The organism is Serratia proteamaculans, assembly GCF_946227095.1.
In the GTDB taxonomy this organism is placed as follows: domain Bacteria; phylum Pseudomonadota; class Gammaproteobacteria; order Enterobacterales; family Enterobacteriaceae; genus Serratia; species Serratia proteamaculans_E.
In genome coordinates, this window is sequence record NZ_CAMISV010000006.1 from 191,370 (window position 1) to 216,821 (window position 25,452).

At 54.3% G+C, this 25,452-nt stretch carries 29 protein-coding genes; 9 read left to right on the forward strand and 20 right to left on the reverse strand.

Annotation, left to right across the window (positions count from 1 at the left end):
- Positions 1-77 precede the first annotated feature (77 nt).
- A complete protein-coding gene (gene rdgC, locus OC597_RS14270) occupies positions 78-989 on the forward strand; it encodes a recombination-associated protein RdgC (RefSeq protein ID WP_012005468.1) in 912 nt (303 codons plus the stop codon).
- A 408-nt stretch (positions 990-1,397) separates the two neighbouring features.
- Entirely contained in the window at positions 1,398-1,601 is a 204-nt protein-coding gene (locus OC597_RS14275) for a hypothetical protein (protein WP_261283742.1), read from the forward strand.
- Between the two features lie 97 nt (positions 1,602-1,698).
- On the opposite strand, the gene ppnP is transcribed toward OC597_RS14275, so the two are convergent.
- From ppnP to OC597_RS14310, 7 genes are all read right to left on the reverse strand, one after another.
- Positions 1,699-1,989: a pyrimidine/purine nucleoside phosphorylase gene (ppnP, locus tag OC597_RS14280; protein WP_099062330.1), complete on the reverse strand. Its 291-nt coding sequence runs from the start codon at positions 1,987-1,989 to the stop codon at positions 1,699-1,701.
- A 211-nt stretch (positions 1,990-2,200) separates the two neighbouring features.
- Complete coding sequence (locus tag OC597_RS14285) at positions 2,201-2,878, reverse strand: AroM family protein (protein WP_261283741.1); 678 nt, start codon at positions 2,876-2,878, stop codon at positions 2,201-2,203.
- A gap of 4 nt (positions 2,879-2,882) precedes the next feature.
- Positions 2,883-3,812: a DUF1177 domain-containing protein gene (locus OC597_RS14290; RefSeq protein ID WP_261425498.1), complete on the reverse strand. Its 930-nt coding sequence runs from the start codon at positions 3,810-3,812 to the stop codon at positions 2,883-2,885.
- A 32-nt stretch (positions 3,813-3,844) separates the two neighbouring features.
- Entirely contained in the window at positions 3,845-5,410 is a 1,566-nt protein-coding gene (locus OC597_RS14295; protein ID WP_262209209.1) for an OPT/YSL family transporter, read from the reverse strand.
- A 195-nt stretch (positions 5,411-5,605) separates the two neighbouring features.
- A complete protein-coding gene (locus tag OC597_RS14300; protein ID WP_261425500.1) occupies positions 5,606-6,379 on the reverse strand; it encodes an IclR family transcriptional regulator in 774 nt (257 codons plus the stop codon).
- 307 nt (positions 6,380-6,686) lie between these two features.
- Complete coding sequence (locus OC597_RS14305) at positions 6,687-6,887, reverse strand: YaiA family protein (RefSeq protein WP_085115397.1); 201 nt, start codon at positions 6,885-6,887, stop codon at positions 6,687-6,689.
- 46 nt (positions 6,888-6,933) lie between these two features.
- On the reverse strand, positions 6,934-7,338 hold the full coding sequence (locus OC597_RS14310) for a nuclear transport factor 2 family protein (RefSeq protein WP_262209321.1): 405 nt from the start codon (positions 7,336-7,338) through the stop codon (positions 6,934-6,936).
- A gap of 98 nt (positions 7,339-7,436) precedes the next feature.
- Here OC597_RS14310 and OC597_RS14315 point away from each other — a divergent pair, with 98 nt between their 5' ends.
- A complete protein-coding gene (locus OC597_RS14315) occupies positions 7,437-8,198 on the forward strand; it encodes a helix-turn-helix domain-containing protein (protein ID WP_261425607.1) in 762 nt (253 codons plus the stop codon).
- Here the strand turns inward: OC597_RS14315 and OC597_RS14320 are convergent.
- The 5 genes from OC597_RS14320 to OC597_RS14340 form a co-directional block, all read right to left on the reverse strand.
- Positions 8,155-8,742, reverse strand: a complete 588-nt coding sequence (locus OC597_RS14320) for a TetR/AcrR family transcriptional regulator (protein WP_262209212.1) — start codon at positions 8,740-8,742, stop codon at positions 8,155-8,157. The two genes, OC597_RS14315 and OC597_RS14320, sit on opposite strands and share 44 nt — an antisense overlap.
- 195 nt (positions 8,743-8,937) lie before the next feature.
- Positions 8,938-9,462, reverse strand: a complete 525-nt coding sequence (aroL, locus tag OC597_RS14325; protein WP_261462986.1) for a shikimate kinase AroL — start codon at positions 9,460-9,462, stop codon at positions 8,938-8,940.
- Positions 9,463-9,577: 115 nt separating this feature from the next.
- On the reverse strand, positions 9,578-10,096 hold the full coding sequence (locus OC597_RS14330) for a GNAT family N-acetyltransferase (protein ID WP_262209213.1): 519 nt from the start codon (positions 10,094-10,096) through the stop codon (positions 9,578-9,580).
- Positions 10,097-10,185: 89 nt separating this feature from the next.
- Positions 10,186-12,309 carry a TonB-dependent siderophore receptor gene (locus OC597_RS14335; protein ID WP_262209215.1) on the reverse strand — a complete coding sequence of 708 codons (2,124 nt, stop codon included), beginning with the start codon at positions 12,307-12,309 and terminating at the stop codon, positions 10,186-10,188.
- Entirely contained in the window at positions 12,302-13,417 is a 1,116-nt protein-coding gene (locus OC597_RS14340; protein WP_262209217.1) for an ABC transporter substrate-binding protein, read from the reverse strand. Before OC597_RS14340 ends, OC597_RS14335 begins: the two co-directional genes overlap by 8 nt.
- Positions 13,418-13,625: 208 nt before the next feature.
- Here OC597_RS14340 and OC597_RS14345 point away from each other — a divergent pair, with 208 nt between their 5' ends.
- Positions 13,626-14,087 carry a GNAT family N-acetyltransferase gene (locus tag OC597_RS14345; RefSeq protein ID WP_262209219.1) on the forward strand — a complete coding sequence of 154 codons (462 nt, stop codon included), beginning with the start codon at positions 13,626-13,628 and terminating at the stop codon, positions 14,085-14,087.
- Here OC597_RS14345 and OC597_RS14350 read toward each other — a convergent pair whose 3' ends face one another.
- Together OC597_RS14350 and OC597_RS14355 are read right to left on the reverse strand one after the other, a co-directional pair.
- Positions 14,088-14,645: a class I SAM-dependent methyltransferase gene (locus tag OC597_RS14350; protein ID WP_261251655.1), complete on the reverse strand. Its 558-nt coding sequence runs from the start codon at positions 14,643-14,645 to the stop codon at positions 14,088-14,090. It abuts the gene before it with no gap.
- A gap of 242 nt (positions 14,646-14,887) precedes the next feature.
- A complete protein-coding gene (locus OC597_RS14355) occupies positions 14,888-15,172 on the reverse strand; it encodes a YdgH/BhsA/McbA family protein (protein WP_261283731.1) in 285 nt (94 codons plus the stop codon).
- 309 nt (positions 15,173-15,481) lie between these two features.
- Here OC597_RS14355 and OC597_RS14360 point away from each other — a divergent pair, with 309 nt between their 5' ends.
- Complete coding sequence (locus OC597_RS14360; protein ID WP_261251653.1) at positions 15,482-16,660, forward strand: low temperature requirement protein A; 1,179 nt, start codon at positions 15,482-15,484, stop codon at positions 16,658-16,660.
- 41 nt (positions 16,661-16,701) lie between these two features.
- Here the strand turns inward: OC597_RS14360 and OC597_RS14365 are convergent, their stop codons facing one another.
- Positions 16,702-18,066, reverse strand: a complete 1,365-nt coding sequence (locus OC597_RS14365; RefSeq protein ID WP_262209222.1) for an esterase-like activity of phytase family protein — start codon at positions 18,064-18,066, stop codon at positions 16,702-16,704.
- 448 nt (positions 18,067-18,514) lie between these two features.
- Between OC597_RS14365 and aqpZ the strand changes: the two genes are divergently transcribed.
- Positions 18,515-19,210, forward strand: a complete 696-nt coding sequence (gene aqpZ / locus OC597_RS14370) for an aquaporin Z (RefSeq protein WP_012005450.1) — start codon at positions 18,515-18,517, stop codon at positions 19,208-19,210.
- Positions 19,211-19,323: 113 nt separating this feature from the next.
- Here aqpZ and OC597_RS14375 read toward each other — a convergent pair whose 3' ends face one another.
- Complete coding sequence (locus tag OC597_RS14375; protein WP_261253769.1) at positions 19,324-20,133, reverse strand: class I SAM-dependent methyltransferase; 810 nt, start codon at positions 20,131-20,133, stop codon at positions 19,324-19,326.
- Positions 20,134-20,210: 77 nt separating this feature from the next.
- On the opposite strand from OC597_RS14375, the gene OC597_RS14380 reads away from it, so the two are divergent.
- The 3 genes from OC597_RS14380 (at position 20,211) to OC597_RS14390 (ending at position 22,537) form a co-directional block, all read left to right on the forward strand.
- Positions 20,211-20,996 (forward strand): helix-turn-helix transcriptional regulator, encoded by a 786-nt coding sequence (locus tag OC597_RS14380; protein ID WP_262209224.1) that lies wholly within the window; start codon positions 20,211-20,213, stop codon positions 20,994-20,996.
- Between the two features lie 126 nt (positions 20,997-21,122).
- Positions 21,123-21,884, forward strand: coding sequence for a DUF2076 domain-containing protein (locus OC597_RS14385; RefSeq protein WP_261425511.1), 762 nt, complete (start codon positions 21,123-21,125; stop codon positions 21,882-21,884).
- Between the two features lie 101 nt (positions 21,885-21,985).
- Entirely contained in the window at positions 21,986-22,537 is a 552-nt protein-coding gene (locus tag OC597_RS14390) for a GNAT family N-acetyltransferase (RefSeq protein WP_261425515.1), read from the forward strand.
- Here the strand turns inward: OC597_RS14390 and OC597_RS14395 are convergent.
- From OC597_RS14395 to OC597_RS14410, 4 genes are all read right to left on the reverse strand, one after another.
- Positions 22,525-22,788 carry a hypothetical protein gene (locus OC597_RS14395; RefSeq protein WP_099064883.1) on the reverse strand — a complete coding sequence of 88 codons (264 nt, stop codon included), beginning with the start codon at positions 22,786-22,788 and terminating at the stop codon, positions 22,525-22,527. The two genes, OC597_RS14390 and OC597_RS14395, sit on opposite strands and share 13 nt — an antisense overlap.
- 95 nt (positions 22,789-22,883) lie before the next feature.
- Positions 22,884-23,327: a thiol-disulfide oxidoreductase DCC family protein gene (locus OC597_RS14400; protein ID WP_261251649.1), complete on the reverse strand. Its 444-nt coding sequence runs from the start codon at positions 23,325-23,327 to the stop codon at positions 22,884-22,886.
- Between the two features lie 61 nt (positions 23,328-23,388).
- Positions 23,389-23,718: a hypothetical protein gene (locus tag OC597_RS14405; protein WP_261251648.1), complete on the reverse strand. Its 330-nt coding sequence runs from the start codon at positions 23,716-23,718 to the stop codon at positions 23,389-23,391.
- A gap of 212 nt (positions 23,719-23,930) precedes the next feature.
- On the reverse strand, positions 23,931-25,100 hold the full coding sequence (locus OC597_RS14410; protein WP_262209323.1) for a type I restriction endonuclease: 1,170 nt from the start codon (positions 25,098-25,100) through the stop codon (positions 23,931-23,933).
- Positions 25,101-25,452 lie beyond the last annotated feature (352 nt).

Sequence of the window (25,452 nt, forward strand, 5' to 3'; positions counted from 1 at the left end):
GCCTCTGATTCGTTATTATGCCGCCCTGCTTTTGATGAATCAGCGTGCCAGACGCACGCCCAGCCAGGGATAACATTATGCTGTGGTTTAAGAATTTGATGGTTTACCGTTTGAGCCGCGAAGTGGCGTTAAACGCGGATGAAATGGAAAAACAGCTCAGCGCTTTTGCTTTCACCCCGTGCGGCAGCCAGGACATGGCGAAGACCGGCTGGGTTTCCCCGATGGGCTCACACAGCGAATCACTGACGCATGCGGTTAACGGCCAGATCGTTATCTGCGCGCGCAAGGAAGAAAAAATCCTGCCGTCGCCGGTCATCAAACAAGAGTTGCAGGCCAAGATTGAACGCCTGGAAGGCGAACAGCACCGCAAGCTGAAGAAAACCGAGAAAGACGCGCTGAAAGATGAAGTGCTGCACAGCCTGTTGCCACGCGCCTTCAGCCGCTTTAACCAGACCTTTATGTGGATCGACACGGTTAACGATCTGATCATGGTTGATGCCGCCAGCGCCAAACGCGCGGAAGACACTCTGGCGCTGCTGCGCAAGAGCCTGGGTTCACTGCCGGTGGTGCCGTTGACCATGGAAAGCCCAATCGAACTGACGCTGACCGAATGGGTGCGTTCCGGCGAACTGCCGGCTGGGTTTATCATTCAGGACGAAGCGGAGTTGAAAGCAATTCTGGAAGACGGCGGCGTGATCCGCTGCAAAAAACAGAACCTGATCAGCGATGAGATTGCGGTGCATATCGAAGCCGGCAAGCTGGTGACCAAGCTGGCAGTGGACTGGCAAGAGCGTATTCAGCTGGTACTGGCAGACGACGGTTCGCTGAAGCGTTTGAAGTTCGCCGATACCTTGCGTGAACAGAATGACGATATCGATCGTGACGACTTCGCCCAGCGTTTTGACGCCGACTTTATCCTGATGACCAGCGAACTGGCGGCGTTAATCAAGAACACCATCGAAGCCCTGGGTGGCGAAGCCCAACGTTAAGCCTGCCTGAAAATACCAAGGGCTCTGCATGCAGAGCCCTTATTGCTATATATTAGGCAGGAAAATCACTCAATTTCCCCCACCCATAGTATTTTCTGAATAACTGCCATCCGTTTTTAATTATTTTCATCTACACGTATTGATACCACTTATAAATGACATTAAAAACTTTATATTCTCATCAATTAAATCATGAAAATGAATTATTTATGTTGCAGGAAAATAGATTACAATCTCTCAGACAACTGTCAAAGCCCGTTATTAGGGAGAGCGTGCCGAAGGGGTCGTAGCAGCTTTAGCTGCCGGAGCGCCCCTCGGTGCGCTAGGCCCGAGTATCTCGGGTTCAAAGGCAACCTCGTCATTACACTCAGAGATTGCAATCTCTCCGTTTAAGCAAAGGAGTGCGTTGTGAAACAGGAAAGATTAAAAAGATTGATGTTCGTTGCAGGGGTTTCCTTTTCATCATTTTTAATCGCAAACATAAGGGAGTTGTCCCTCCCCACCACATTAATCAAAGCCTTTTTCGCGTCTATTATCTTCACATTGATTTATGCATTTCTTTCCAGCCACTTCTGGAAAAAGTATGTTCTAAAAATAAAAGATGAAGAATAACCTGAGGGTTCAGCGCCACGTTTTTTCCCAACATCCCAGTCGCAAACGTCTAAGGGCTCTGCATGCAGAGCCCTGATTTATCACCGAAGGGTGAAAATTATTTACTTAAGTAACGGCACAGGTAGGCGGTAGCGTCAGCCACCTGCAGGTTGAACTCACTGTGGGCCGGCACGAAGAATTTCTCACCCGGCATAAACACCTGCCAGTCCGGCGAGCCCGGCAGCAACACTTTCAACGCTCCGGTAATCACGGTCATTTCTTCCGGCTGGGCGGTGGTGAAGGTGTACTCTCCCTCTTCCATAACACCGACGCTGGTAAGGCCGATGCTGCTACTATCGAAACCGATAGACTTCACTTTTCCGGCAAAATACTCGTTCACTTTCAGCATAGACTGACACCCGCGTAATCAACTTTATGGGAAATCCATATTGGGGGATTGCGGTTGATCTGTCACTGGTTTTTCTCGCGAAATGCGATCGTGGCGCAGAGTAAAACTCTGCCGAGCGGTTGACCGTCAGCCCGCCGTTCTGGATCCACGGCCAAAAACACGCAGCGGCGCCCCCGACGGACCGCGAGATAAGATTTTATTAGCTTTTTAATCAGTCGATTAGCTCTGCAGCCAGCTTGGCCACCAGCGCGTTGGACAACAGCACCGGTATTTCAAGCCGTGCCTGCAGGAAATCACGATGCTGGCGGTGATAACCGATACAGTCGAGCACCACTACCTGCGCCCCCTGCCGCTGCAGCTCGCACGCGGCCAACTCCAGTACCGCGTCATCCGCCAGATAAGGGCTGGCAACGGCGAAACAGGGCGGCGTCGCCAGTAACTGCCACTTGCCTGCCTGCTGGCTGATTTGCTCCACCACCGGTACCACAATGCCAACCCGATGTTGGCTGACGATGGCAGAAATCAGCGGTGGAATAATGCGATCCGGCTCCAGTAACAGCGCCTGTTCTGCATGCAACTGACCAAACTCTCCGGTGCACAACAGCAGGATCACCTCGCAACCCTCCGCTTCCAGCGCATTGATTTTCTGCTGCAACCCCTGTTCAACCCGCGAGGCCGCCAATCTCACCTGTGTGCCGTCCAGCAGGCGTGAAACCAACACCTTCTCTCCGGCCTGCGGTGCGTAACCTTCGTCAATCTGGCGGGCGTTCAGCCCGTCCAGCAACCCGACATGCCTCACCTGCTCCGCAGGCAGATAGGCAGACAGCAACGGCATAATGTCGTTGCGCGGCGCCTGGCCGATAGTCAGCGTGGCAAATGAGGCATTCATCCGGTTATTTCCTTTTTTGCAGGTGGCTCAGGCTGCCGTACAGCGCCAGCAGCTGCGCATATTCGTCGGCCTGATAAAAATGACAGGTACCGCGCCCGAACTCTTTCGCCACTTCCACCGCAAACTTAACGGTTAGCGCAATATCCACTTCATGGCTGGCACCGGTACCGCAGCCCGGCACCACCGACTCAGTACAAATCGCCACACCGACCACCGGCGCAGAGGTCGCGGTAGAAGGCTGCAGAATGCTGTTCAGATGGTGCACCCCGTTACCGTACGGCGTAATGTCCTGGGTGGTGATCGGGAAGGTCACCGCCGGGCGACCGCTGGTCATCTCCATAATCCGCAGCAGATCTTCCGCCACCCGCAGGATGTAGCCTTCCTTCACCGTCGGCGACAACGCATAACCTTTGTGGTTGATGATGCGATTGCCCTTGGTGGTGTCGATGGACAAAATCGCATCGACCTCCGCCACCACTTCATTATCGTTCATCGTCACGTCATCGATCGGTGAATCCATAAAATCGACCGGATCGTGCGGACGAGTGGGGGCATCTGGACAAATATGGGTGGTGATGATCACATCGCCCGCCAGTACATCGCCCTTGCGCTGCATTTCCGCCAGTTTCAGCGCACTGGCAATCGCAGCGATCGCCCCGTCGCCGTCGGATACCAGACCAATACGCGTTGGCCGCGCACCGATGCCACCCAATCGGCCGATGATGCCCAACGTCGGCGCATCGCCACCCTGGCTTTTCCCGGCGCTGCCGGGGATCTCAATGCGCACGAAGTCGGTCGCGCCTTTCGGCCCGCTGGCGCGCAGCGTGCTGGCCCGGATACCGGGATACGAAGTAAACAGATCGACAACTTCCTGACCGCTCACATAAGCACTATCAATTAATTCAAAAACCTGCAGCGTTTGTTGCAAACTCATAATCGGCTGACCTCACAATTTAACCGGATGGGTTATTTCCCTTTACTGGAAAAAATGGAATTGAAAAAGCTGTACAGCGCGTCACCGGCGATAAAACCGGCCGCCATGATCTCCATCGGCGTGCGGCCCTTATCACCCCAGCGGCGAATAATCAGGATGCGCAGCGCAATACCGACAAGCACTGCCCAACCCGCCAACGCGTTGTTGATCAACAGGCCAGTGGCCAACAGCACGCCGAGCTGACGCTTGGGTCCGCCAATCCACTGTACGATGGCACCGGGGATCGCCCAGATCAGCAGGCTGTAGGCAATGCCCGGCTGGGCACCCGCCTCGATGGTTTTGGCATACACCCGTGCAACCGGCGGGATCAGGTCCTGCAGGAAATAGCTGGTGTAAGCGAAGTACACCACCGGAATGGCGACGACAAAGGCGATCAATGCGGCAAACAACTGAATGCGACGTCCCAGCAGCTCCTGCTGCAGATCTTTGCCGTAGCCGCGCAGAATGAAGCCGGCTTTCAGATCAAAGCCCATGTCGGCAAACGCCGGGCCGGTAGCGGCGGTAAACCCGGTCAGCACGCACAGCGCCAACGGCGGGAAGCCAATCAGAATGCCGATAATCAGGGTAATCAGCGCCACCGCAAAGGCCGGGAACCAGCCGGAATGCATCGCGGCGATGCCGACGATCAACTCATGCACGAAGGCAGCAAACGCGGCGTAAATCACAAACAGCACCAGCATGCCCAGCGACATCTCGCTGTACAGCCCAGCGGCCAATGCCAGCAGTACGGCAATAACGATATAACCCACCGCGCCCAACCCCAGCGCCTTGCGGACTTCACTGTCGTCCCGGCTGAAACCGGTGGTGTCTACGCGCTTGCTGCGGATCACCTGCACTACCTGGATCAACGCCACCAGCCCGGCACCGACCATCACTCCGTGAGGGATGAAATTCGCATTGATGTCGAAACCCGCCATCGGTTCTGCATAGGCTCGCAATAACAGGCCAACACCAAACATACCCAATGCCCAGATATTGCCGATAAACGCGGTACCAAACGCCGCCATCGGGATTTTCAGCATCGAACCGGCGATACCTACCCCCACACCCACCACCAACAGCCAGGCCTGTTTACCGCCCCGGTCACCGGCCTTAATGGCTTCCGCCGCCGCGACGCCCGGTGGCCAGGCATTGGCCGCAGGAAAGATTTTGGTGTCAAACAGGCGATACAGCAGGTAGGCGTCCAGCAACATCGCCGCAGCCACCCCGCAAAACATCGGCAGGATCAACTGCGGTTGCCCCATCACATAAGGCACGGCAATCGGCATCAGCAATGAGTTGGCAGCGCCAAAGGTGGCGGAGGAGATCACCGTCTGCGCCAGATTTTGCGTATGCACCGAGCGGTAACGCTGGAACATTTGCAGCGGAATACGCGCCAACAACATGGCGAGTAACGCGCCAATGATCGACGTGTTGGGCGTAACCCCCAGCGTAGTAATCAACTGCACGCCGATAATTGCGCCGACGATGGACAGCAGCACCATCACCAGCAAGGTGCCAATATCTTTCAACGGATTGATGCTGCTATTTGGTTTCATCGTTTTAATTTCCCTGAATATTCCATGGCGTTTGACCACGTTAATTTCGGCATAAGACGGCCATCGCAGTTCCAAATATTGGAACTGCGAGTGAAATTAAAGAGTTATTACCCATAACGCTAAGTGAGATAATTAAGAAATTCCCTGGTGTTGGTTTTCGTTAATTATCGGGTGCTGACGAACTGTTTCGGTGTGTTATTTTATCTGTTGCCAATAATCATCACCGAGTTTTTCCGCCACTTGCCGGGATACTGTCATTAATGCCTCCAGCACGCCGGGTGAATACGGCTGTTCTTCCGCCTGCGTGGGGAAAGACAAGCACAGACCGACCGTTTCATTGCGGTGTTTGTTGGTCACCGCAGTCGCCAGTGAACTGATGCCCTGCAGGGTTTCGTTGCGCGCCAGAGACCAGCCCTGCCGCCGGATCTGCGCCAGCTTATTCAATAACGCCTCCAGCGTTTGCGGGGCGTTAGGTGAAGCCGCACGGTAGCCGGCAGTAAAACGCGCTATCACCTGTTCATCGCTGTCACGCGCCAGTATCGCCCGGCCCACCGAGGTTTCCGCCACCGGTGAGCGGCTGCCCGCCGGCGTCACTACCTGGAGGAAATGGCGGCCTGGAAACATGCGCATCACCATGATTTCCTGCGCCTCCAGCACCGAAACATAACCCGTGCAGTGGGTCTGCTGACTGAGCTGCACCATGTTGGCCGCCACGCTGTCGACCAGTGGCGTCGACAAATAGTGACTGGAGACCGATAACAACAAACGGCCAATTTTATACAGCTTGCTGTCAGCATCCCGTTCCAGCATGCCCTGGCTCTCCATGGTCTGCAGCAGGCGCGATGCGGTGCTTTTTGGCAGTGCCAATTGATTCACCACATCACTGAATGAAATACCGGGCTGGCCGTGCATCATTCGCTGTTGTGAAAATAACTTTAATACCGCAGCAGCATTTTCCAGGGTTGTCATGGCACGCCTTGTTCCACTATATGGAACTTAGTTCCTGTTTGATAATAAGAAACTAAAACTCGCACAACTTATCGTCAAGCAGTTTATTTTATACCCTGCGGGTTAATAGCAGCGGATGATGCTTCACTAAATTAAATGCAACAGAGAACGCTGATAAAACAGGCTAATTACCGCGTGGTTATTCGACTATGACGTTATAAACCAGCATGTCGTGCTAATTGGGTTCGGCATTACGAGGTAATTAGTGAAAGTGGTAAGTGGAATAAATAAAGAAACCGACCTGACGTCGGTTTCTGAGGCGAGCTAATTAATCTTCCAGCGCCGGATCTTCATAGCGGTGCTTGGCATCGAGCGCTTCCTGCTCGGTAGGATGTTCACTGAGCAGCGTATTCGGCTCAATGTCATCGGTGCGCACCTCAAAACGGTGCATATTCAAACTCGGATCGCCCCGGTCAACGGCGACCACTCGAGCGGTTCTCGGATAGCCAGGTCGGTCATTTTCGCGCATGCTGATCTCCCGTGTGATTCCACAGGCTTAAGTATAGCAGCGGTATTTATACCGACAAGCGCGACCCCAAATCGCGATCTTTGTGTTCACCTTCCAGCAGTTGCGTCAGCTCATCGCAGGCGCAGATCTTGCCGTCGCGCACGGTGAAATGCGCCAACACCTTGACCAGGCTGCGGCCGCCATCGCGCTTTTCCACTCGTACCCGGTGGTGGGTCAGCACCGAATCCCCCTGCCCGGCCACGGCGACGATCTCCAGCGTCATGCTGCGAGTGAGTTGTTTCAGTAACGCCATATGCTGCATAAAATGGGCGTAATCCAGCGTGTTGCCGTCCACCTGCTGGTGGTAATCCTCACTGAAAAACTCAGCGATCAGCACCGGCTGGTGTTGGGGTGCTGCAACGACCCGTCGCAAGGCCTCGAGCACGAGGGCGGTTGGGGTTTTCAGGCTCATCATTTATCTCCAAAATTGAATGATGTGGAGATCATAGATCAGGCAGAAGGTGGCATAATAACCACAACTGGACTTTCTATACGGTAAATCGGCCAATCATCATGATCCTGCAAAGCGAGCGACTTTGGCATGAGAAAAAACACTTAACGCCCTGGCATCAACACGCCAGCGGACAGGTCTATTTATTAACCCACGGCATGATCGCGCTGGAAACCCAGGAGCAGCAATGGGCTATGACCGCCGGCAGCATCGGCTGGCTGCCACCGAACTGCGCGCACCAGGCATTGGCCTGTGGCAACGTCGCCGGCTGGAGCCTGTATCTGCCCGGATCCCAATGTGCAGCGCTGCCGGAACAGCCGCATCTGAGTAGCGCATCCGGGTTGATTCTGGCGTTAATGGAACGCATTGCACAATTCGCAGGCCAAAGGCTGAACGCGCCGCAACGGCGACTACTGCAAGTATTGTTGGATGAGATGCGCGCGCAGGAAAACACGCCGTTGCAACTGCCGTTGCCGCAGGATGCCCGACTGCTGAAAATCGCCCGGGCGCTACTCAATGAGCCGGCCAACAAACGCAGCCAGAGTGAATGGGCTGCCTGGGCCGGATTGAGCGTCCGCACCCTGAGCCGGCATTTTCTCAGCGAAACCGGCGTGACTTTCGCCCGCTGGCGCCAGCAAGCCCGGGTGATCCGCTCACTGGAGCCGCTATCACGCGGTGAAGCCGTCAATCAGATTGCCGGCGACTGCGGTTATGACAATGTCAGCGCCTATATAGCTGCTTTCCGCCAGCGCTTTGGCACCACCCCAGGGCTGTATTTTACTCAGCGTCCGCCGGCAGCAATGCCTGACGCGCCGCGTTGAGAAACTGTTCCGACACAGCATCACCCTGGGTTGCCCTCGCCAGCGTTAGCGCGCCCACCAGCATCGCCATCTGCGCCAGCGCCTGCTGCTGTCGTTGTTGCTCATCCTCCACCGGGGACAGCGACTCCAGCCGCGCCAGCATGGATTTCACGCCATTCAGGTAAGCCTGATGTACCGGTTTATCCACGCCCTCTCGCGCCACGTCGCTGGCCAGAGCTGTCACCACGCAGCCTTCTGCCGGGCCGTCGCGATGTTTGACATCCAGATAGCCGTCAACCAGGGCCTGTAAATTGTGTTTACCGGGCTGACGACTCATCGCGTCCCAACGTTGAGCGGATTCTTCCGCCGCCCTGCGGCTGGCTACCGCCGCCAGTTCATCCTTGGAGGCAAAATGGCCATAGAAACCACCGTGTGTCAGCCCCACTGCCGCCATCAGATCGTTGACGCTGACGCCATTCAGGCCGCGTTCGCGAAACAGCTGTGAGGACACCTGCTCAATCGCCTCGCGATTGCGCTCCATCTGTTGTTTTGATACCCGTGCCATGGCGTTTCCCCTTATCAATCAGACACCATCTTAGGCCATCCCTGAACGGCGCTCAATAGATGATGACCTTCATCCAAAAAACCACCGGGGAGGAAGCACGGCGGCGAGACTATCTATCGATTGTGAGGAATAAAGAGGGGTATAGCCGGGATCCGGGCACAGGTGACTGTGCCCGAAGGGAAAGCGAAAGGTGAATTACTTTACCGTTTCCAACTGCAGGGCGGTCAGGATCTGCTCCACCACCTGCTGCGGGTTGCCGGTGCCGTCCATCACGTAGTGTGCGGCCTCCTGATACAAAGCTTCGCGCGCGGCCAGTACTTCCAGCATCTCTTCGGCAATCGGACGGCCGGTCAGCGTAGGGCGCTGCGTGTCTTGCGGGTACTCTTCCAGCCGCTGAGCCAACACTTCGGCCGGGGAACGCAGATAAATCACGGTGCCATTCTGACGCATAAAACGGCGGTTCTCTTCCGCCAGGATCGCGCCACCGCCAGTGGCAACTACAGTTGACGGTTGAGTCACCGTTTGCAGCGCAATGCTTTCACGGCGGCGAAATCCCAGCCAGCCTTCTTTTTCGACCATTTCCGCCACGCTCATCTGCGTAGTCTGTTGCATAAACAGATCGGTATCGATAAATTGATAGCCCAGCGCCAGCGCCAGTACGCTGCCCACCGTGGTTTTACCGGCTCCGCGCGCGCCTACCATGAAAATGGTTTGTGTCATTACGGGTTGTCCCTTATACGGTGACTTGAATACATTTGCCCGCCAGAAACCGGCGTGCAGATCCTGCGATGGCGTGGTTGCTGCATCATACCGCCATCCACCTGTATTTCAATATTTACGATAGTGTAAATTCCATGGCACAGCGACTGCCTGCGGCAAATCCCTGTGCCCGTTCTTCCGCCAGGTGATGGCTCAGTGACGCACTGAGCCGTTCGACGGCTACCGGCCGGAACCCCAGCCGTTGGTAATAAGGTGCATTCCAGGGCACATCAATAAAGGTGGTCAGCGTCAGGCGCTGCGCCCCTTGCAATCGGGCCTGAGCGGCCACTTCGGCAATCAATCGGCGCCCAATCCCCTGGCGTTGCCAGTCGGCGGCGACCGACAACTCGGCGATATGCCAATCCTGCGGCTGTGCCGCCACGGCGATAAATCCGACCAACTCACCCGCGGCGCTTTCCGCCAGCCATTCTCCCTGCTGTTGAATAAAATCGGCATGCTGCTCTGCGCTCATCACCGGACCTTCGGCGATATAGCGCCAGGCCGGTTGTTGATGAAATAGTTGCGCTGCCGATCGCTCAACCGCGATCAGTTGAGCAATATCCTGAGGTTGCGCTAGACGGATCTTCAGGCTCATCGGGCTCTCCTCAACAACAGGGCCGGGTATTTAACCAGATTTCCCCGGTGGCAGATACCTGCCACCGGGCCTGCTTTTTAACCGCCAAATCAGAAATCAACGCTGGCACGCAGCACCACTTCACGCGGTTCCCCCACCGCCACGCGTAAATTGCCGCCGCTGGAAGGGTAATAGGTTTTGTCGAACAGGTTCTTCAGGTTCAACTGCCATTTCACCCGATAACCATTCACCGGCATGGTGTAAGCAGCAAAAGCGTCGGCGACGGTGTAGTTATCAAGATTAAAGCTGTTGGCAGCATCACCCGGACGGCGCCCTACGTAACGCGCACCGGCCCCCATTCGCACGTTGTCCCCGCTGTACAATCCTGGGGAACCCAGATCCTGCGTCAGGAACAATGAGGCAGTATGACGCGCCACGTTGGTCATTTCTTTGCCTTTGTTGTCAGGATCATCCACCACCCGCGCGTCGGTATAGGCGTAAGACCCGATCAGGCTCAGGGAATCGGTAATATTCCCGGCGACATCCAGCTCCCCCCCCTGCGAGCGCACACGCCCAGCGGTGCGGGTGACGGTTTCCCCATTCACCAACTCGCTGACCATCACGTTGCGCTTGGTGATATCAAACAGCGCCAGCGTACCGGTAATGCCATTCGGCAACTCAAGCTTGCTGCCCACTTCCCAGGCCTTGCCCTGTTCCGGCGGCAACGAACCAATCTGGCTGGCGATGGAAGAGTTCGGCTTGAAAGACTCGGTGTAGCTGCTGTACAGCGACACATACGGCGTCAGCTTGTAGACCACCCCGGCACGCGGCACCAGTTTGCCGTCGGAGCTGTCGGTATTGGTGATAAACGGCCGCCCCTTGCCGGCGAACACGTCAAAGGCGTCATAGCGCAATCCGCCCATCACCAGCCATTTATCGGTCAGTTGCACGGAGTCCTGCATAAACCAGCCGTAGCTGGTGAGGTTTTCACGCTGATCGCTGTCTTTGGCACTGACGGCATTCGAGGTGGGCATCTGGCCGTACACCGGATGGTAGATATTGAAATCGCTGTTCTTTTTACCGCGGATCATATCGCCACGGTAGGTGCGGTTATCTTCAAAATCAAAGCCGAACAGCATCTGGTGGTTGATACTGCCCCAGTCGACGTCACCGTTGAACGTCAGTTGCACCGCATTGGCATGACTAACGGCATGGGCGGTAGAGTCAGCCTGACGCGACAGCACGCCGGTTTCAGGATCCAAAGCCAGCGCACGCGCCTGGTTGTCACTGTAGCTATTGCGGCTGTAGGCGTAAGTCAGTGAGCTTTTCCAGCTCTCGTTCAGCACCTGATCGACCTGCAGAGTAACGCTATCCTGATCGCCACGCGTGGCGTTATAGCCTTCATCGAAGCGGCGGTCGCGCGGCGTATTCTCCGGCTTGCCGGTACGCGAATCAATGATGGTGCCACGATCGAACGGTACCAGATATTCCATATGTTCGTAGGCAACGCGCACCGTGGTGCTCTCGCCGTACCACATCAACGAGGGTGCGATCACCGTCTGGCGATTACGGCCGAAATTGCGCCAGTAGTCAGTTTCATCGTGATCGACAATCATCCGATAGGCAAATCCGGAAGTCCCCAACGGCCCGGTAACGTCCAACTGACCGCCACCGCCCTTGAAACTGCTGCCCCAGCCTTCCACATGGGTGTGCTGCTGCAACTGCGGCTTCTTGGTGATCATATTAATCATCCCGCCCGGCTCGCCCATGCCGTACAACATCGAGGCCGGGCCTTTCAGCACCTCAACCCGTTCGGTGGTGGGGGTAAAGTTGCGCGCCTGTACCGAACGCACGCCGTCGCGCAGAATTGAGCCGTCGCGGTTATCACCAAAGCCACGCTTCATCACCGCGTCCTGAGTTCCGCCCAAGGTATTTGCCTGGGTGATACCGCTGACGTTATACAAGGCCTCATCCAGGCTGCTGACCGCCTGATCGGTAATCACCTGCTGCGGCACTATGTCGATAGCCTGCGGCACGTTCAGCAAGCTGGTTTCCGTGCGAGTGCCGGTCACGCTGGTCAGCGGCTGATAGCTTTGCACGCCATCGGTCTGCGTCTGGCCGACCACCACCAGGGTTTCGCCCTTCTGTGCGGTTTTGTCGGCACCGATCGCCGGTGCAGAGGCACAGGCTGCCAAAGGCAGTGCACACCACCAGCCACGCTGAGTGTTATTCATTATTTAACTGACTCCAATAGGTCCCTGAAAAAGGTAACGGCAAAAATTGTTGATATAACTGCTTAAAGGTCTGCTGCGGGTTGATGTCTGCAAACAGATCCGGATAGAAGGCTTTGGCGAACATCTCAACCGCCACCACGTGGTAAGGGCTGAGATAGAAGTTGTGCCAGATGCTCCAGGCCTGGTGGTTTTTTATTGCTTTCAGGTTGGCGAGCATCGGCTGTTTTTTCATAACCCTGCGGAAGCTCTCATCGGCGTCCTGCTGAGTGACCAGTGGTCCAAGGCGCAGATCGGAAAAATGCTTGCCCTGCGGCCCGGCCATGCCGGTGGCAATATAGATGTCAGGATTGGCGGTCAGGATGGTTTCCGGGTTCAGTTCACCGTAGACGCCCTTGATGCTGGCGTTAGCGATATTGTCACCGCCGGCAAAGGCCAGCAGATCGCCGAGGTTGCCATGGGCCGCCGTGGTGCAGCAGGTTTCGCGCCGCCCAAGATGCAGATGCAGCATCACCTTGGGCTTCGGCCCCTGGTAACCGGCCAACCGTTGCTGGATCACCGCCATATGCTGCTGATAGAAACTGATGAATTGCTCTGCACGCTGTTGGCGATTAAGCACTTCGCCCAGTAGGCGGACGCTCGGCACGGTGTTATTCAGCAAATCGACCCGTAAATCGACGTAGATCACCGCAATGCCAGCCTTGCTCAACGCACTCAGCACTAAATCACTGTCACCCTCTTCCCGTGCATAGCGCGCAAGGATCACCAGATCCGGCTTCAACCGGATCAGATTTTCAATGTTAACCTGGCGAAAATTACCCTTGCTGATAGAAGGTATCGCTTTGATCTGCGGGAATTTCTGCGTATAGAGCTGCCAACTTTGCGCATCAAAACGCGCCATGTCTTCCGGCCAGCCGACAATACGTTGGGCTGGGTTACCCGGCTCCAGCAGCGCCAGGGTATACAACATTCGACTTTCGCCCAGCACGATACGCTGCGGATTGTCCGGCACCTTAACCTGACGGCCAGTGATGTCGGTGACCATTTTCGCCTGGACGCCAAAAACGCCCAGTAGCAAGGAAAGCAGCAGAAAAATGAGGGAATTGCGCATCAGTAAGCCGGGTTAGCTAAAATATGCGCGCATGATAATCACTCTCATTAGCACTTTCAATCCCAACGCGCGCAGAGCGGGTCAAATCTGCGGAATTCCGCTATTTCGACGCTGATGCGTGCAAAACCGCTGTAAATACGGTTTTATAAAGTTAAAAATTTGGGAGATAACCCGAAGTCAGATTGCAGATCATTCAGGAGGTGCAGAGATGACCCAACGCATTATTCCCCTGACGGAGTGCCCAGAGCTCAGCGACGTCTGTGCCGCATGGGCATTTGGTCAATGGGGCTCGCAACGCGGCGGTTCGCTGGAACGCACGCGTCAGCGCTTTGCCCTGTGTACCCAGCCGAGTGAAGACTACACCACGTTGTTGATGCTTGAGGGCGAGCGCCCACTGGGAATGGCCAGCCTGTGGCCGAGCGACGATCATCACCGGATGGACCTTTCCCCCTGGCTGGCGGGGGTGTTTGTTCATCCTGACCATCGTCGTCAGGGCATTGCACTGCGTTTGGAAGCCGCCATCGTACAATTGGCGCGCCAGCGCAATCACCCGGTATTGCACCTGATCACCGATCAATCCGAGGCGCTGTATACGGGCTGGGGCTGGCAAACCATCGAACGTCGGCAGCAATATGAAGACCAGGTGGTGGTGATGGAAAAAAGGCTTTAGCTAACGGGGCGTACAGACATACACCAGCGCCGGCGGGAAATTACGCACCACCCGCAGCCGTTTCCAGTGGAAATAGCGGGACAGGAGTTTTTCCGACAGATGGCTGTACTGGAACAACACCAGGGTGCCGTTGCGTGCACGCAAGCGCTGCTGCGCCTGCTGCAAAATACGCATGCTGATTTTAAGCGGGATCGACAGCAGCGGCAGGCAGGAAAACACCACGTCGTAATCACGGGCCATCTGTTCCGCCGAACGGTCCATCACCTGCAGGCGACGATCGTCAATTTTCCGCAGCTGATGGACAAAATGAGATTGGATTTCGAAGGCTTCAAGCGAGGCATCGGCACGCATGCGCCCCAATATGCGCTTGGTCAGCACGCCATCCGCCGCACCCAGCTCCGCAATTGACAAGGCGCCCGTCCATTCAATCTGATTGAGCATCGCCTGGCACAGCCAGGGGGAAGAAGGCGCCAGTGTGCCAATGGTGCGCGGCGAAGCCATAAACTGCTGGAGGTAGAAAAAGTGGTTCTTCAGTTGCAGCCGTGTCGCATTTAACATTGGGGCCTCCTTAGGTTGAGTAGCCACCAATCTGAACTCAATTCCTTAAGTATTCATTAACATGTTTCCTAAAACCACCGACACAGTTGTAATAAAATGCGACTGACTACAGGCAAAAAAACGGTTGTGGTCATCATCATCGGGTGAGCCAGGAATGGCATTACCGGTCAGATTATTATCCACAACCGTTTATTTTATCGGCCACCTATTACAGTGGCCGAATTGTATTTATTGCCGGATTATTAGCGGTATATTTCCGCATTACCACGCCAGTTGCTGGAATCCCCCGGGGTGTCCAGCCCGATAATACGCAGGTGGCTGGCGCCATCGGCCTGAGCTTTTTCTTTCAGCGCGTGAACCGCATCACCCGGTGAACCACTGATGCCGGAAACCGACACCACGCCAAGGCTCTGCATGCCGCTGGCCTGCTCTGTGTTGACCTGTTTTACCGACGACAGCGGCGCTGCAAAGGAAGAAAACGAAGCGGCTGCCAATAGAATTGCTGCGATGCCAGGTAATAGTTTCATGATTAACTCCAGGTGTTTTTGTTTATTTTCTCGTATCAGTGGAGTTAATTATCCGCCAGACAATGAAAGGAGACGTAATCCAATGTAAAGAACATCAATCATTGTGATGAAAATAAGGAGGAGGTGCGTGCAGATATGTCTTACAGGGAATAATAGCGGGCTACGCAGTGACTCTACTCCCGGCAGATGACAATTTAAAGTCCGTTTGGCCAGGGAAAGATAAAAATCCTCACTTTTAAGATTTCTCTCCCACCCGCAGGTGGCTGAACTACGCTATTGCTGAAGGTTATCATTTTGGAAGGATCCCCTATGTCGCAAACCTTGCTTCGTGTGCGTGATGGTCGTGGCGCCTCGGTTTCGTTCTCGGAACTGTTATTCGACCTGATCTACGTTTTTGCCGTGACCCAACTGTCCCATTACCTGTTGCACCATCTGACGCTGACCGGTGCGCTGGAAACCCTGTTGTTGTGGTTTGCCGTCTGGCTGGCGTGGCAATACACCGCCTGGGTCACCAACTGGTTTAACCCGGATACCCGCCCTATCCGTATCCTGCTGTTCGCCATCATGCTGCTGGGGCTGTTCGCCTCCTCCGCGCTACCCCAGGCGTTTGGTGAACGCGGGTTGATGTTCGCGCTGTTCTACGTGGCTATTCAGGTTGGCCGCTCGCTGGTGGTGCTGAAGCTGCTCCCCGCCCACCATCCACTGAAACAAAACTTTCGGCGCATTCTCGGCTGGATGTGCATTTCGGCGGTGTTCTGGATCCTCGGCGGGCTGGCGGAAGGCCATCATCGGCTGTTGTTGTGGGCCATCGCGGTACTGTGCGAATACGTTTCACCGATGTTCGGTTTCCGCCTGCCGGTGCTTGGTCGCTCCGACAGCAGCAGCGAATGGACCATCGAAGGCCATCACCTGGCGGAACGCTGTCAACTGTTCGTGATAGTGGCACTGGGGGAAACCATTCTGATTACCGGCTCCACCCTCAGCGAAATGGAGTCCTGGAGCGCGCCGGTACTGATTGCGTCGTTGGTGGCCTTTCTCGGCAGCCTGGCGATGTGGTGGGTGTATTTCGATACCAGCAGCAAAGCCGGTAGCCATGCCATCAGCCAGGCGGAAAACCCTGGCCAACTGGGTGCCAACTTCCATTATGTTCATGTGGTACTGGTTGGCGCGATCATCGTCTGCGCCGTCGCCAATGAGCTGGTGATCGCCCACCCTGACGGCCATATCAACAACGTGACAGCCGCGGTGCTGCTGCTCGGCCCGGCGATTTATCTGCTCGCCAATGCGCTGTACAAGCGACTGGTATATCGCCGTTTTCCGCTATCGCATCTGCTGGGGCTGATTGCACTGGCGGTGCTGACGCCAATCGCTTTTCTCACCGATTTGCTGATGGTGAACGCCCTGACCACCCTGATTATGGTGGCAGTGGCCGTGTGGGAGAGCATTTCGCGCGGCAGAGCGCCGCAAGCCAGCAGTGAGGCAATCTAATAAGGAAGAAAGACCGGGGGCCACGCCCCCGGCCGTGATGCTTACTTCAGCGGTTGTGGCAGCGTCAGTACCCACAGCTCGCTGAGCGATTCCGGTTTATCCAGCGGGCGCAGTTCGATACGGGTCGATACGGCTTTGCCCTCCAGGCTCAGGTTACCCTGTTGATCCAACTGGTAATCGCCGACTTTCTTCGCTTTCGGCTGTGCGTCCACCAGCTTGGCCTGCAGGCCAAAATCGTTATCGTTAATCACCGCCAACGTGCGATCGTCAATCAGCGACAAGCCTTCTACCTTCTCCTGCTGCCAGCCTAATTTACGCAGATCCACCACTTCCCGCTTCTGCGCCAGCTTCACGCCGCGTTTCGCGAGATCTTTTGCATCATCAAACTCCAGCGCTTTGCCCTTACCGTCAAAGGCGGTCAGATCGGTCGCCTGGCTGAGATCAACCAGGTAGATCTTGTTGATCATCTGCTTGTCTTTATCGCTGCCCTGTTCGACCAACAGGATGTGCTGATTGTCTACCGCCACGATGTCGCCTACCTTGGCGTCTTTAGCCTTTTTATAGCTGTCGATATCGATCGGATAACCGTACATTGCCGTTTTCCCGCTGGCCGGATCAAAACTGACCAGACGGGTGAACTGCGCCTTGTTCTTGCTTTTACCCTCAACGTCGAGCGTGCTCTGCACCGCTGCCAGAATGCGTCCGTCCGGCAAACGGGTGATGCCTTCAAAACCGCGGTTCGGCTGACGCCACTTGATAATATTCGGCAATCCACCGGCCACCGCCTGCTCGCCCTGCTCCGGCGTTGGGCCGTATTTGGCGAGGATCTTGCCCTGGCTGTCGATGTGGATCAGGAACGGACCGTATTCGTCACACAACCAGTAGCCGCCGTTGCCATCCGCCGTAATGCCTTCGGTATCCAACCCACGGCGATCGCCCTGTAACGTTTTCAGCGTATCGCTCAACGCCACTTCGTTGGTTGAACCAATCAGACCCGCTGGCAGCGGCAACCCGCTGATCGGCCCTTGCTGGTCATGCAGCGGCCTTGAGTTACTGGCAACCGCCTTACCGCCGCCGACGCGAATATCCATCAATAAAGGAACAAACTCAGGGTTGGCGAAGATTTTCGCTTCCTGTTCACCGACCGCAGGTGCATCGGCATTGGGGCCGCGATCGGTCAGGGTAGTCAACAGCAGATCCTGGCCTTCACGGCCATTGAATACCAGGCCAGAACCAATACCTACCGGCAATCCCTGCGGGAAATTCTTGGCAAAAGCGCCCTGATAACTTACATGTTCGCCGCCGGGAAAGCTGACCACATAGCGCGCCACCTCAACGTCAGTGGCAGCATAGGAGAACAGAGGAAACAACGAACTGATTAACAGCGAAACCGATTTTATTTTCATGTTTATGGCTCAGAGTTAAGGGTGTGAAGTTGGCAGCTTGCTAAGGTATTAGCCCGGCATGACAGTTTGATGACAAACCGGTCTAATACCCTGAATTTCCGTGATAATTAAATATGGCAAATAGAAATTAACAATTAACACGGACAAATCGAATGGGAAAATCATATGAAAAATTGAATTTAACCGTAGCTATTTACCGCCAGAAATACCTATACCGCTTAAGCTTAGGGTAAATTCTTATAACAGCGATAAAAAAACCAGCAAACGCACCGCAATGCCCCAAATATAGCCGTATTCTCATAGACAAAGTTAATTGACGGGGATTTAATATCTGCTGTTATTCAAGCTGCATTAAGAATAATCCTGATAGAAACCTGCATTAATTGAAAAAGGTGTTCTATAGTTTTTAGTGCTAACGCCCGTTAGTATTTTCCGTAGGATGGAGTCTATGTCAAAGCGACTTTTTGCCGAATTTTTTGGCACATTTTGGTTGGTGTTCGGTGGTTGTGGTAGCGCAGTATTAGCAGCAGCATTCCCACAGCTGGGTATTGGTTTTCTTGGTGTGGCACTCGCTTTTGGTCTGACCGTGGTCACCATGGCTTATGCCGTTGGCCATATTTCTGGCGGGCACTTTAACCCGGCCATTACCGTAGGATTATTTGCCGGTGGCCGTTTCGCTGCCAAAGACGTGATTCCCTATGTGATTGCTCAGGTTATTGGCGGGATCGCTGCAGCGGCGGTGTTGTATTTGATCGCCAGCGGCAAAGCAGGTTTTGACGCTACCGGCGGCGGCTTTGCCTCCAACGGTTACGGTGAGCACTCACCGGGCGGCTATTCTCTGCAGTCGGCTATCGTTATTGAACTGGTACTGACCGCATTCTTCCTGATCGTTATTCACGGTGTGACCGATAAACGTGCGCCTGCGGGCTTTGCTCCGCTGGCCATTGGTTTGACGTTAACCCTGATCCACCTGATCAGTATTCCGGTAACCAACACTTCCGTTAACCCAGCGCGCAGTACCGGCGTGGCAATATTCCAGGGTACCTGGGCATTGCAACAGCTTTGGGTATTCTGGCTGGTGCCATTGGTGGGCGGTGTTATTGGCGGCCTGATTTATCGCTGCCTGCTGGAAGACAAGAAGTAATTTCTATCCGGTAACAATCTGTCAGGGCAGCCACTATATCCCATAAATTTCGATTGCAGCCAATCCCGCTGCAATCGGAAAAATAAAGGGTCTATTGGCTGCCCTGATATTATTTATCCTCTGACTACTTCAAACATCATAATATCGCTGGTGAACGATCCGTCCGGTTCGATGGCAAAATGCTGCATCACCTCTTCGGAAACCCCCTGCTGATAAGCACGGATCGCGGTAACGAAATGCTCCGGCGTACGCATCCGCTCTACCCAACTACTGAATTCCAGCAGCAGCCGATCCGACGTCACTTCCTGTACCAGCAGCCCGGCTTCGGTCAGCAGGCCCAACCATTCACCCGGCGCATAGTCACGCACATGTGAAGTATCGCGCAGCACCTCAACGGTTTGCAGATAGATATCCAGCAGCGGATGCCCCGGTGAAACCACATCCATAAAGATCGCTCTGCCACCCGGTTTCAGCACCCGTCGAACTTCACGCAATGCCTGGCCGACGTCATGCCAATGGTGTGCCGAGTAGCGGCTGATCACCAGATCAAAGCTGGCATCGTCAAACGGCAGCGACTCCGCCACGCCCTGCTGTACCTGGATGTTGTTGAAGCCTTTGTCCGCTGCCGCCTGGCTTACCACTGCCAGCATCTGCGCCGACAAATCATAGGCCACCACCTGTGCCACTTTGGCTGCGGCGGTAAAGCTGGCATGCCCCGCGCCGCAACCCAGATCCAGTAATTTGGCGTTGGTGTGAGGTTCCAACAGTCGTGCCAGCCGCTGTAAATCCTTTCCCTGTGCATGCACTGCGCTGGTCAGATAGGCGCTGGCTTGCTCACCAAACTGACGGTCAACCGCATTTTTATGGCTATTGCTGATGCTCATAGGTGCTCCCTTATTGTATGGCTTTCGCCTGTGCCGGATGGCTTTTAATGACTATAATCGCCTTATTATACGGGTACAATATAAGCAGTTATCCTAGTATCAGGAGGTACCAGTCTATGCAATCAGAAGCCTTATCCGGCCCTAAAGCCCTGGGTGCCTTCCTGCGTGCGCACCGTGAACGCATCACACCGGAAATGCTGGGGTTACCCAGCGCCCCGCGCCGTCGCACCAGCGGCTTGCGTCGTGAAGAGCTGGCACAAATCAGCGGCATCAGCGCCACCTGGTATACCTGGATAGAACAGGGGCGCGAGGTCTCCATATCGCCCCATACGCTGGCTCGCATCGCCAAGGCACTGCGGCTGGGGCCAGCCGAACGTCACTACCTGTTTACCCTGGCGCGTGTAGCCGATCCCGAACAGGAACATCATCAGGAAACGGCCAACAGTGCCGTTTTGCAAAGTGTTCACCAGGTGACGGTGCCTTGTTACCTGTTGGATATCACCTGGAATGTTGTCGCCTGGAACCCGCAGGCGGAGAGCCTGTTCAGCGGCTGGCTGGATCAGGCCGGCAGCCCCAATCTGCTGCACTTTATGTTTTTCCATCCGTTGGCAAAAACGTTGGTCAGCGACTGGGACGATCGCGCACGGCGTGTGGTCGCCGAGTTTCGAGCCGAAACCAGCCACCACCAGAACACCGAAGAGATACGCGCTCTCGTGCGCAACATGACGCACAACAGCGAGGCTTTTCACCACTGGTGGAAACAGCAGGACGTGCTGGCGCGGGAGGGGGGCGAGCGAGCATTCACCCATTTGCAGCAGGGGGCGTTGCGCTATCGGCAACTGACGTTTAATCCGGCGGAAAATAGCGGGCTGAAGCTGGTGATGCTGATCCCTTTGCCGTAACTGGTAACAAATTCATGAACAGGTTTACCTGCCATTTATTTATTGGTTCATATAAACGCGCTAGGGTGATAGCTACCGATGATAGTCATCATCCAGTAACGTTATTAATCTCCTTGAGGTAATCCTATGCAATCCGAAGAACAACGTCTTATCGATGGTCTGTTTGGCCGCTTGAAAGAAGCCGAGACCAAGACGGGCCAGAGGGATCTCCAGGCAGAGCAGCAAATCAATCAGCACATCCGTGAACAACCTTCCGCTCCCTATTACATGGCGCAGGCGATGATCATTCAGGAAGCGGCGCTGAAACAGTTGGACCAACGGGTGAAAGATCTGGAAAGCCAGATTGCCCAACAGCAGCAAAATAGTGCCAACCCGCCAAGCAGCGGCGGTTTTCTGGCCGGGCTGTTCGGCGGCGGCAACCGCAATACCCCGAGCCCACGCGAGCAGTATCAGGCGCAACAGCAGAATAACGCGGCATGGAACAACCAGCCGCAGCCGGGCTATGCTCCGCAACAGCAGCAGCCGACCTACAGTCAACCTCAGCAGGCGGCACCTTCACGCGCCGGCGGGTTCCTCGGTGGCGCATTGCAGACCGCAGCCGGCGTGGCGGGCGGTGTGGTGTTGGCCGATATGCTGACCGGCATGTTCCGCCATTCGCAGCCGCAAGAGATTGTGAACATCATCGACGAGACCCCAGCAGCACCGGTGACACCGGTCGATGACAGCGCGATGAGTAATTTCGACGCCTCCAACAACCTCGACACCTTCAACGGTGGCGATAGTCGCTTCCTCAATCAGGACAACGGCTTCCAGAATGCGGACTATCAAAATGACGATAACACCGACTTCTCGGATGACGACTACAACGACGACGATTCGTTTATCTGATGCTGCCCCCCTCTCCGCCCGGGGAGGGGTTTAATGTTTCTTGTTCCCCGTATCCTGGTCTACAGTTAACCCTTCCCAATGACTGCAGGTGACGAGAAGCCATGCCGCAAATTCCCCCTCCCTCTCTTTTTGTTAGCACCCGTATGCTGATGCGTCCGCCGGTGGCCGACGATATTGCCCGCTTTTACGCTATTTTTGGCGATCCGGAAACTCAACGCTTTAACCCCGCCGGACCTGTCGCCAGTGAACAGTTGGCACGGCAGGCGCTAACGGAACGGATCGAAAACTGGCAGCAGCACGGCTATGGTTCCTGGGCGATTGCGCTGCATGAACGACCGGAGTGGATTATTGGATTTGGCGGGATTTCCTGGCGGCCACTGGGGGCACAGCGCACGGTAAATCTGGGCTATCGCTTTGATACGCAGGTTTGGGGCCAGGGATTGGCGACGGAACTGGCGCAAGCCTCGCTGGAATATGGTTTCGAACAGCTACGGCTGGCAGAAATTTCCGCGGTTGTACGTGAAAAAAATCTGGCCTCGTGCCGCGTGCTGGAAAAAGCGGGTTTACGTTTGGTGGATACCCTGGATGACGTGCCTGGCGATAGGCCAAGCCTGGTTTACAGCCTGCAGCGCAGCGAGTATCAGAGCTGCTGAGACGGAGGATCATCGTTGATTTTCGCCAGTTCCCGGCGATAGGACCTCACCTTTTGGCGCTTCTTCAGCCAGGTGGTGGTGGCGACGATAAAAATCAGCCCGGACATAGTCAGTACGCCAATCGGATGGCCATAAAACACCATCATGGCGAAGTAAATGGCAGACACCATCGCCACCCATTTCGCCGTATTTCCCACCGCATTCTTTTCCTGGCTTAAACGGCGAATGTGCTCTTCTTCACTGATTCCCATACCCTCTCCTGATTCGTTGAACGTTCCATTATATGGGGCCGGAGTGCTGATATTTCAATCGATTAAAGGGTAAAGAAGCGTAAAGCACAGCGGGTTTACTCACTGCGATGATGCAAATAACGGCCTGGTAAATGCTCACCGGGCAAGGCGGTGCCTTGGTTGCGGCCAAACAATCGGTAGCGGTTGCTCGCCACCGCATTGTAAAACGCGTCCGCCAGCCGCTGCGGCAGAAAGCGGGCCCATGCCAGCAGGTGAAATGGCCAGCCAAGCTGGCGCAGTGCCTGAAAAAATGCGGCGGAACGTAACCAGTGCTGGCCTTGTTGCAGGTAAACAATAGAGTCAAAACGGTCGGTGGGTAACGCCAGCCAGCGCAAGATCGCCTGCCCTTCCTCGGATTGCACCGTGGCCAGCAGGATCTTGCCCTGCCGATCGGCACGGATCAAAAATCGCACCAGCCCGTGACACAGGTTACATTCGCCATCGAATAACAACACCCGATCACCGGGCCGCAGATAAGGGGGGAGCGTTGACTTATTCATTTGGCCTCCTGAGGGGATCACCAGACTAACGCGCATTTCCCCTCAGAGCCAGCAGACCCGTTTAAGGCACCGAAGGAGCCGGTGGTTTATCCGGTAATGCCACCACCGAAACGCGGACTTCATAATGCTTGGCCGCACTGGCCGGGATCACCGAAGTCAGCTTATTGATGGTTTCGGTCGGATTATCGCTGGCGGAAGTCGCGCAGAACAGCTCCCCCCCGTGGCAGAAACCCGGTTTGGCCATATGCCCGCCAGGGAAAGGCGGCAAGTGGAAGCCTTGCTCAGTTTGCGGTGGTGCAGTTTTATCAGCAGGAGCGGAAAGAGCACTGACGCTGAACAGCGTCACGGCAGCCAGAAAAGGCAATGCCAGTACTTTGATGGTTTTTTTCATCTCATTGACCTCATGTGTCGGGATTGGGCTTAACCTACCCCGCCCCCGGCACATGAGAAAGTCGCTTTTCACGACCTTTTCACCCCGATGCTCTTTGCTTACATCCCACCGCTAACGTGATGAAAGTTTAAGGATTATGTAAAGTTTATGAGGATATTTATCTTAAAAAGCACACTGCGGTACTTTATAAAACCACTCACCCTAATCCATTATTACGATAGCGTTTTTTTCTTCTGCCTGAAGTTTTCATCATCAATGCAATAATGGTAGGAGTCGATAATCAAACCTGTCAGCCGCAAGATATTCTCTGGCCGATCAATAATAATATGTCCCCCGGCGGCAAGTTCCAGGCCTGCTCGGATAATTTCGGCATGCCTCTCTTCGTTGATTTCCAAAGGGAGTAATATGGTAGGCCGTTGCTTATTGTCGAAATAACGCAGGACCCATCGGGTTGTCTTTCCCTGAACCAAAACACTGAAATAACTTTCAGTATCTTTTGCTGTTAAATCTGCGTTTTCACCCAGAATCATTGCCACATTTTCAAATAATGCCCTTTCAGCATAAGTGGTCACTATCTTGCTATTTTCTGGGTCAACAATCGGCGCTAGCGGATCGGTTTTGTTACCTTCCTTAGCGTCAGAAAGCTCTTCAGTCGGCGCTTTATTTTCAGAAGTCACGGACAACCCGGAAACCACCATAGCGCTTACCGCTTTCTCAACGGCCAGGCGCACCAAAGGGGTGATAGTCTCAAGAAAACGTTGATTAAGTTGACGTTGGACGTTAGAGCGATTCGCCACATACCTGACAAAATCCGCGTCCACATCTCTTAGACTGGCACTGATTGTTTTGGTGAATGATGTCAAATAAATACTCTCCTCAGCCAGGGTTCTCAACGCCTCAGGCTGAAATTGATCATGCCTAAACCTATAAAGCTGTTCAATATCAGAGTCATTTAAATCATTAAAATCTATCTTAAGGAATGGCGTATCATCCATGATGTTTTTATCTTTCAGATCGGTAAAGAACCGCCATTCTTTGCCGTTGGTGATCGCTGATACCGTGACTTCTGGGGTGGCATTAAAGTAACGTGACAGCTGTGGGCTGTGATTGGATAAGTTTTGATTGAAGGATTTCGCCTCAATGAACATGACAGGCACGGCATGACAAAAAAGAGAGTAATCCACCCGCTCACCCACTTTAACCCCAGGAAAATCAGCGCCGTATTCTGCTTTTACTTTGGTGGGATCATACGGATGAAAACCAAGAATTTCCAATAAAGGTAAAATTAATGCCTGCTTTGTTGTTTCTTCCGTGTTGCAATGCTGGCCTACCGCAGCCACATGATGTACATGCGCTTTAAGCTTATCTCTGAATGCATTCATCAACCATCCCTCTTGCTGTGTTAGAAATTTGTCATTTCTTAAAATCATACCTACAGAAAGGTTTACTAATTTCACCAGCACTGCCTTATTGGTTGCTGGCTAATTTTATTTATTGAAGAAAAACACATTAACCTTAAACATTAAATATATAGCAGAACAAGCAAGCTTTGATCAAAGGCATTAATTCAATATTAATACGCAGTTCAAAAATAATCGACCAACATTCATAACCAAAAAAAACTTATAGAAACTTAATCATTTCAATCACAATTGAATTTCAGTATTTCACGGTTACATTTCTGGTATTTTCTTGGTGAAACAGAATGGGATAAACGGTAAGGAGGTGGGTATA

Bases quoted from the DNA above. Each gene is read 5' to 3' on its own strand.
- OC597_RS14395 (WP_099064883.1), bottom strand. From the start codon at position 22,788: ATGGGAATCAGTGAAGAAGAGCACATTCGCCGTTTAAGCCAGGAAAAG.
- OC597_RS14385 (WP_261425511.1), top strand. From the start codon at position 21,123: ATGCAATCCGAAGAACAACGTCTTATCGATGGTCTGTTTGGCCGCTTG.
- OC597_RS14410 (WP_262209323.1), bottom strand. From the start codon at position 25,100: ATGAATGCATTCAGAGATAAGCTTAAAGCGCATGTACATCATGTGGCT.
- OC597_RS14400 (WP_261251649.1), bottom strand. From the start codon at position 23,327: ATGAATAAGTCAACGCTCCCCCCTTATCTGCGGCCCGGTGATCGGGTG.
- aqpZ (WP_012005450.1), top strand. From the start codon at position 18,515: ATGTCAAAGCGACTTTTTGCCGAATTTTTTGGCACATTTTGGTTGGTG.
- OC597_RS14330 (WP_262209213.1), bottom strand. From the start codon at position 10,096: ATGAGCCTGAAGATCCGTCTAGCGCAACCTCAGGATATTGCTCAACTG.
- aroL (WP_261462986.1), bottom strand. From the start codon at position 9,462: ATGACACAAACCATTTTCATGGTAGGCGCGCGCGGAGCCGGTAAAACC.
- OC597_RS14365 (WP_262209222.1), bottom strand. From the start codon at position 18,066: ATGAAAATAAAATCGGTTTCGCTGTTAATCAGTTCGTTGTTTCCTCTG.
- OC597_RS14355 (WP_261283731.1), bottom strand. From the start codon at position 15,172: ATGAAACTATTACCTGGCATCGCAGCAATTCTATTGGCAGCCGCTTCG.
- OC597_RS14300 (WP_261425500.1), bottom strand. From the start codon at position 6,379: ATGACAACCCTGGAAAATGCTGCTGCGGTATTAAAGTTATTTTCACAA.
- OC597_RS14295 (WP_262209209.1), bottom strand. From the start codon at position 5,410: ATGAAACCAAATAGCAGCATCAATCCGTTGAAAGATATTGGCACCTTG.
- OC597_RS14360 (WP_261251653.1), top strand. From the start codon at position 15,482: ATGTCGCAAACCTTGCTTCGTGTGCGTGATGGTCGTGGCGCCTCGGTT.
- OC597_RS14390 (WP_261425515.1), top strand. From the start codon at position 21,986: ATGCCGCAAATTCCCCCTCCCTCTCTTTTTGTTAGCACCCGTATGCTG.
- rdgC (WP_012005468.1), top strand. From the start codon at position 78: ATGCTGTGGTTTAAGAATTTGATGGTTTACCGTTTGAGCCGCGAAGTG.
- OC597_RS14305 (WP_085115397.1), bottom strand. From the start codon at position 6,887: ATGCGCGAAAATGACCGACCTGGCTATCCGAGAACCGCTCGAGTGGTC.
- OC597_RS14345 (WP_262209219.1), top strand. From the start codon at position 13,626: ATGACCCAACGCATTATTCCCCTGACGGAGTGCCCAGAGCTCAGCGAC.
- OC597_RS14335 (WP_262209215.1), bottom strand. From the start codon at position 12,309: ATGAATAACACTCAGCGTGGCTGGTGGTGTGCACTGCCTTTGGCAGCC.
- OC597_RS14350 (WP_261251655.1), bottom strand. From the start codon at position 14,645: ATGTTAAATGCGACACGGCTGCAACTGAAGAACCACTTTTTCTACCTC.
- OC597_RS14320 (WP_262209212.1), bottom strand. From the start codon at position 8,742: ATGGCACGGGTATCAAAACAACAGATGGAGCGCAATCGCGAGGCGATT.
- OC597_RS14380 (WP_262209224.1), top strand. From the start codon at position 20,211: ATGCAATCAGAAGCCTTATCCGGCCCTAAAGCCCTGGGTGCCTTCCTG.
- OC597_RS14290 (WP_261425498.1), bottom strand. From the start codon at position 3,812: ATGAGTTTGCAACAAACGCTGCAGGTTTTTGAATTAATTGATAGTGCT.
- ppnP (WP_099062330.1), bottom strand. From the start codon at position 1,989: ATGCTGAAAGTGAACGAGTATTTTGCCGGAAAAGTGAAGTCTATCGGT.
- OC597_RS14310 (WP_262209321.1), bottom strand. From the start codon at position 7,338: ATGAGCCTGAAAACCCCAACCGCCCTCGTGCTCGAGGCCTTGCGACGG.
- OC597_RS14340 (WP_262209217.1), bottom strand. From the start codon at position 13,417: ATGCGCAATTCCCTCATTTTTCTGCTGCTTTCCTTGCTACTGGGCGTT.
- OC597_RS14285 (WP_261283741.1), bottom strand. From the start codon at position 2,878: ATGAATGCCTCATTTGCCACGCTGACTATCGGCCAGGCGCCGCGCAAC.
- OC597_RS14405 (WP_261251648.1), bottom strand. From the start codon at position 23,718: ATGAAAAAAACCATCAAAGTACTGGCATTGCCTTTTCTGGCTGCCGTG.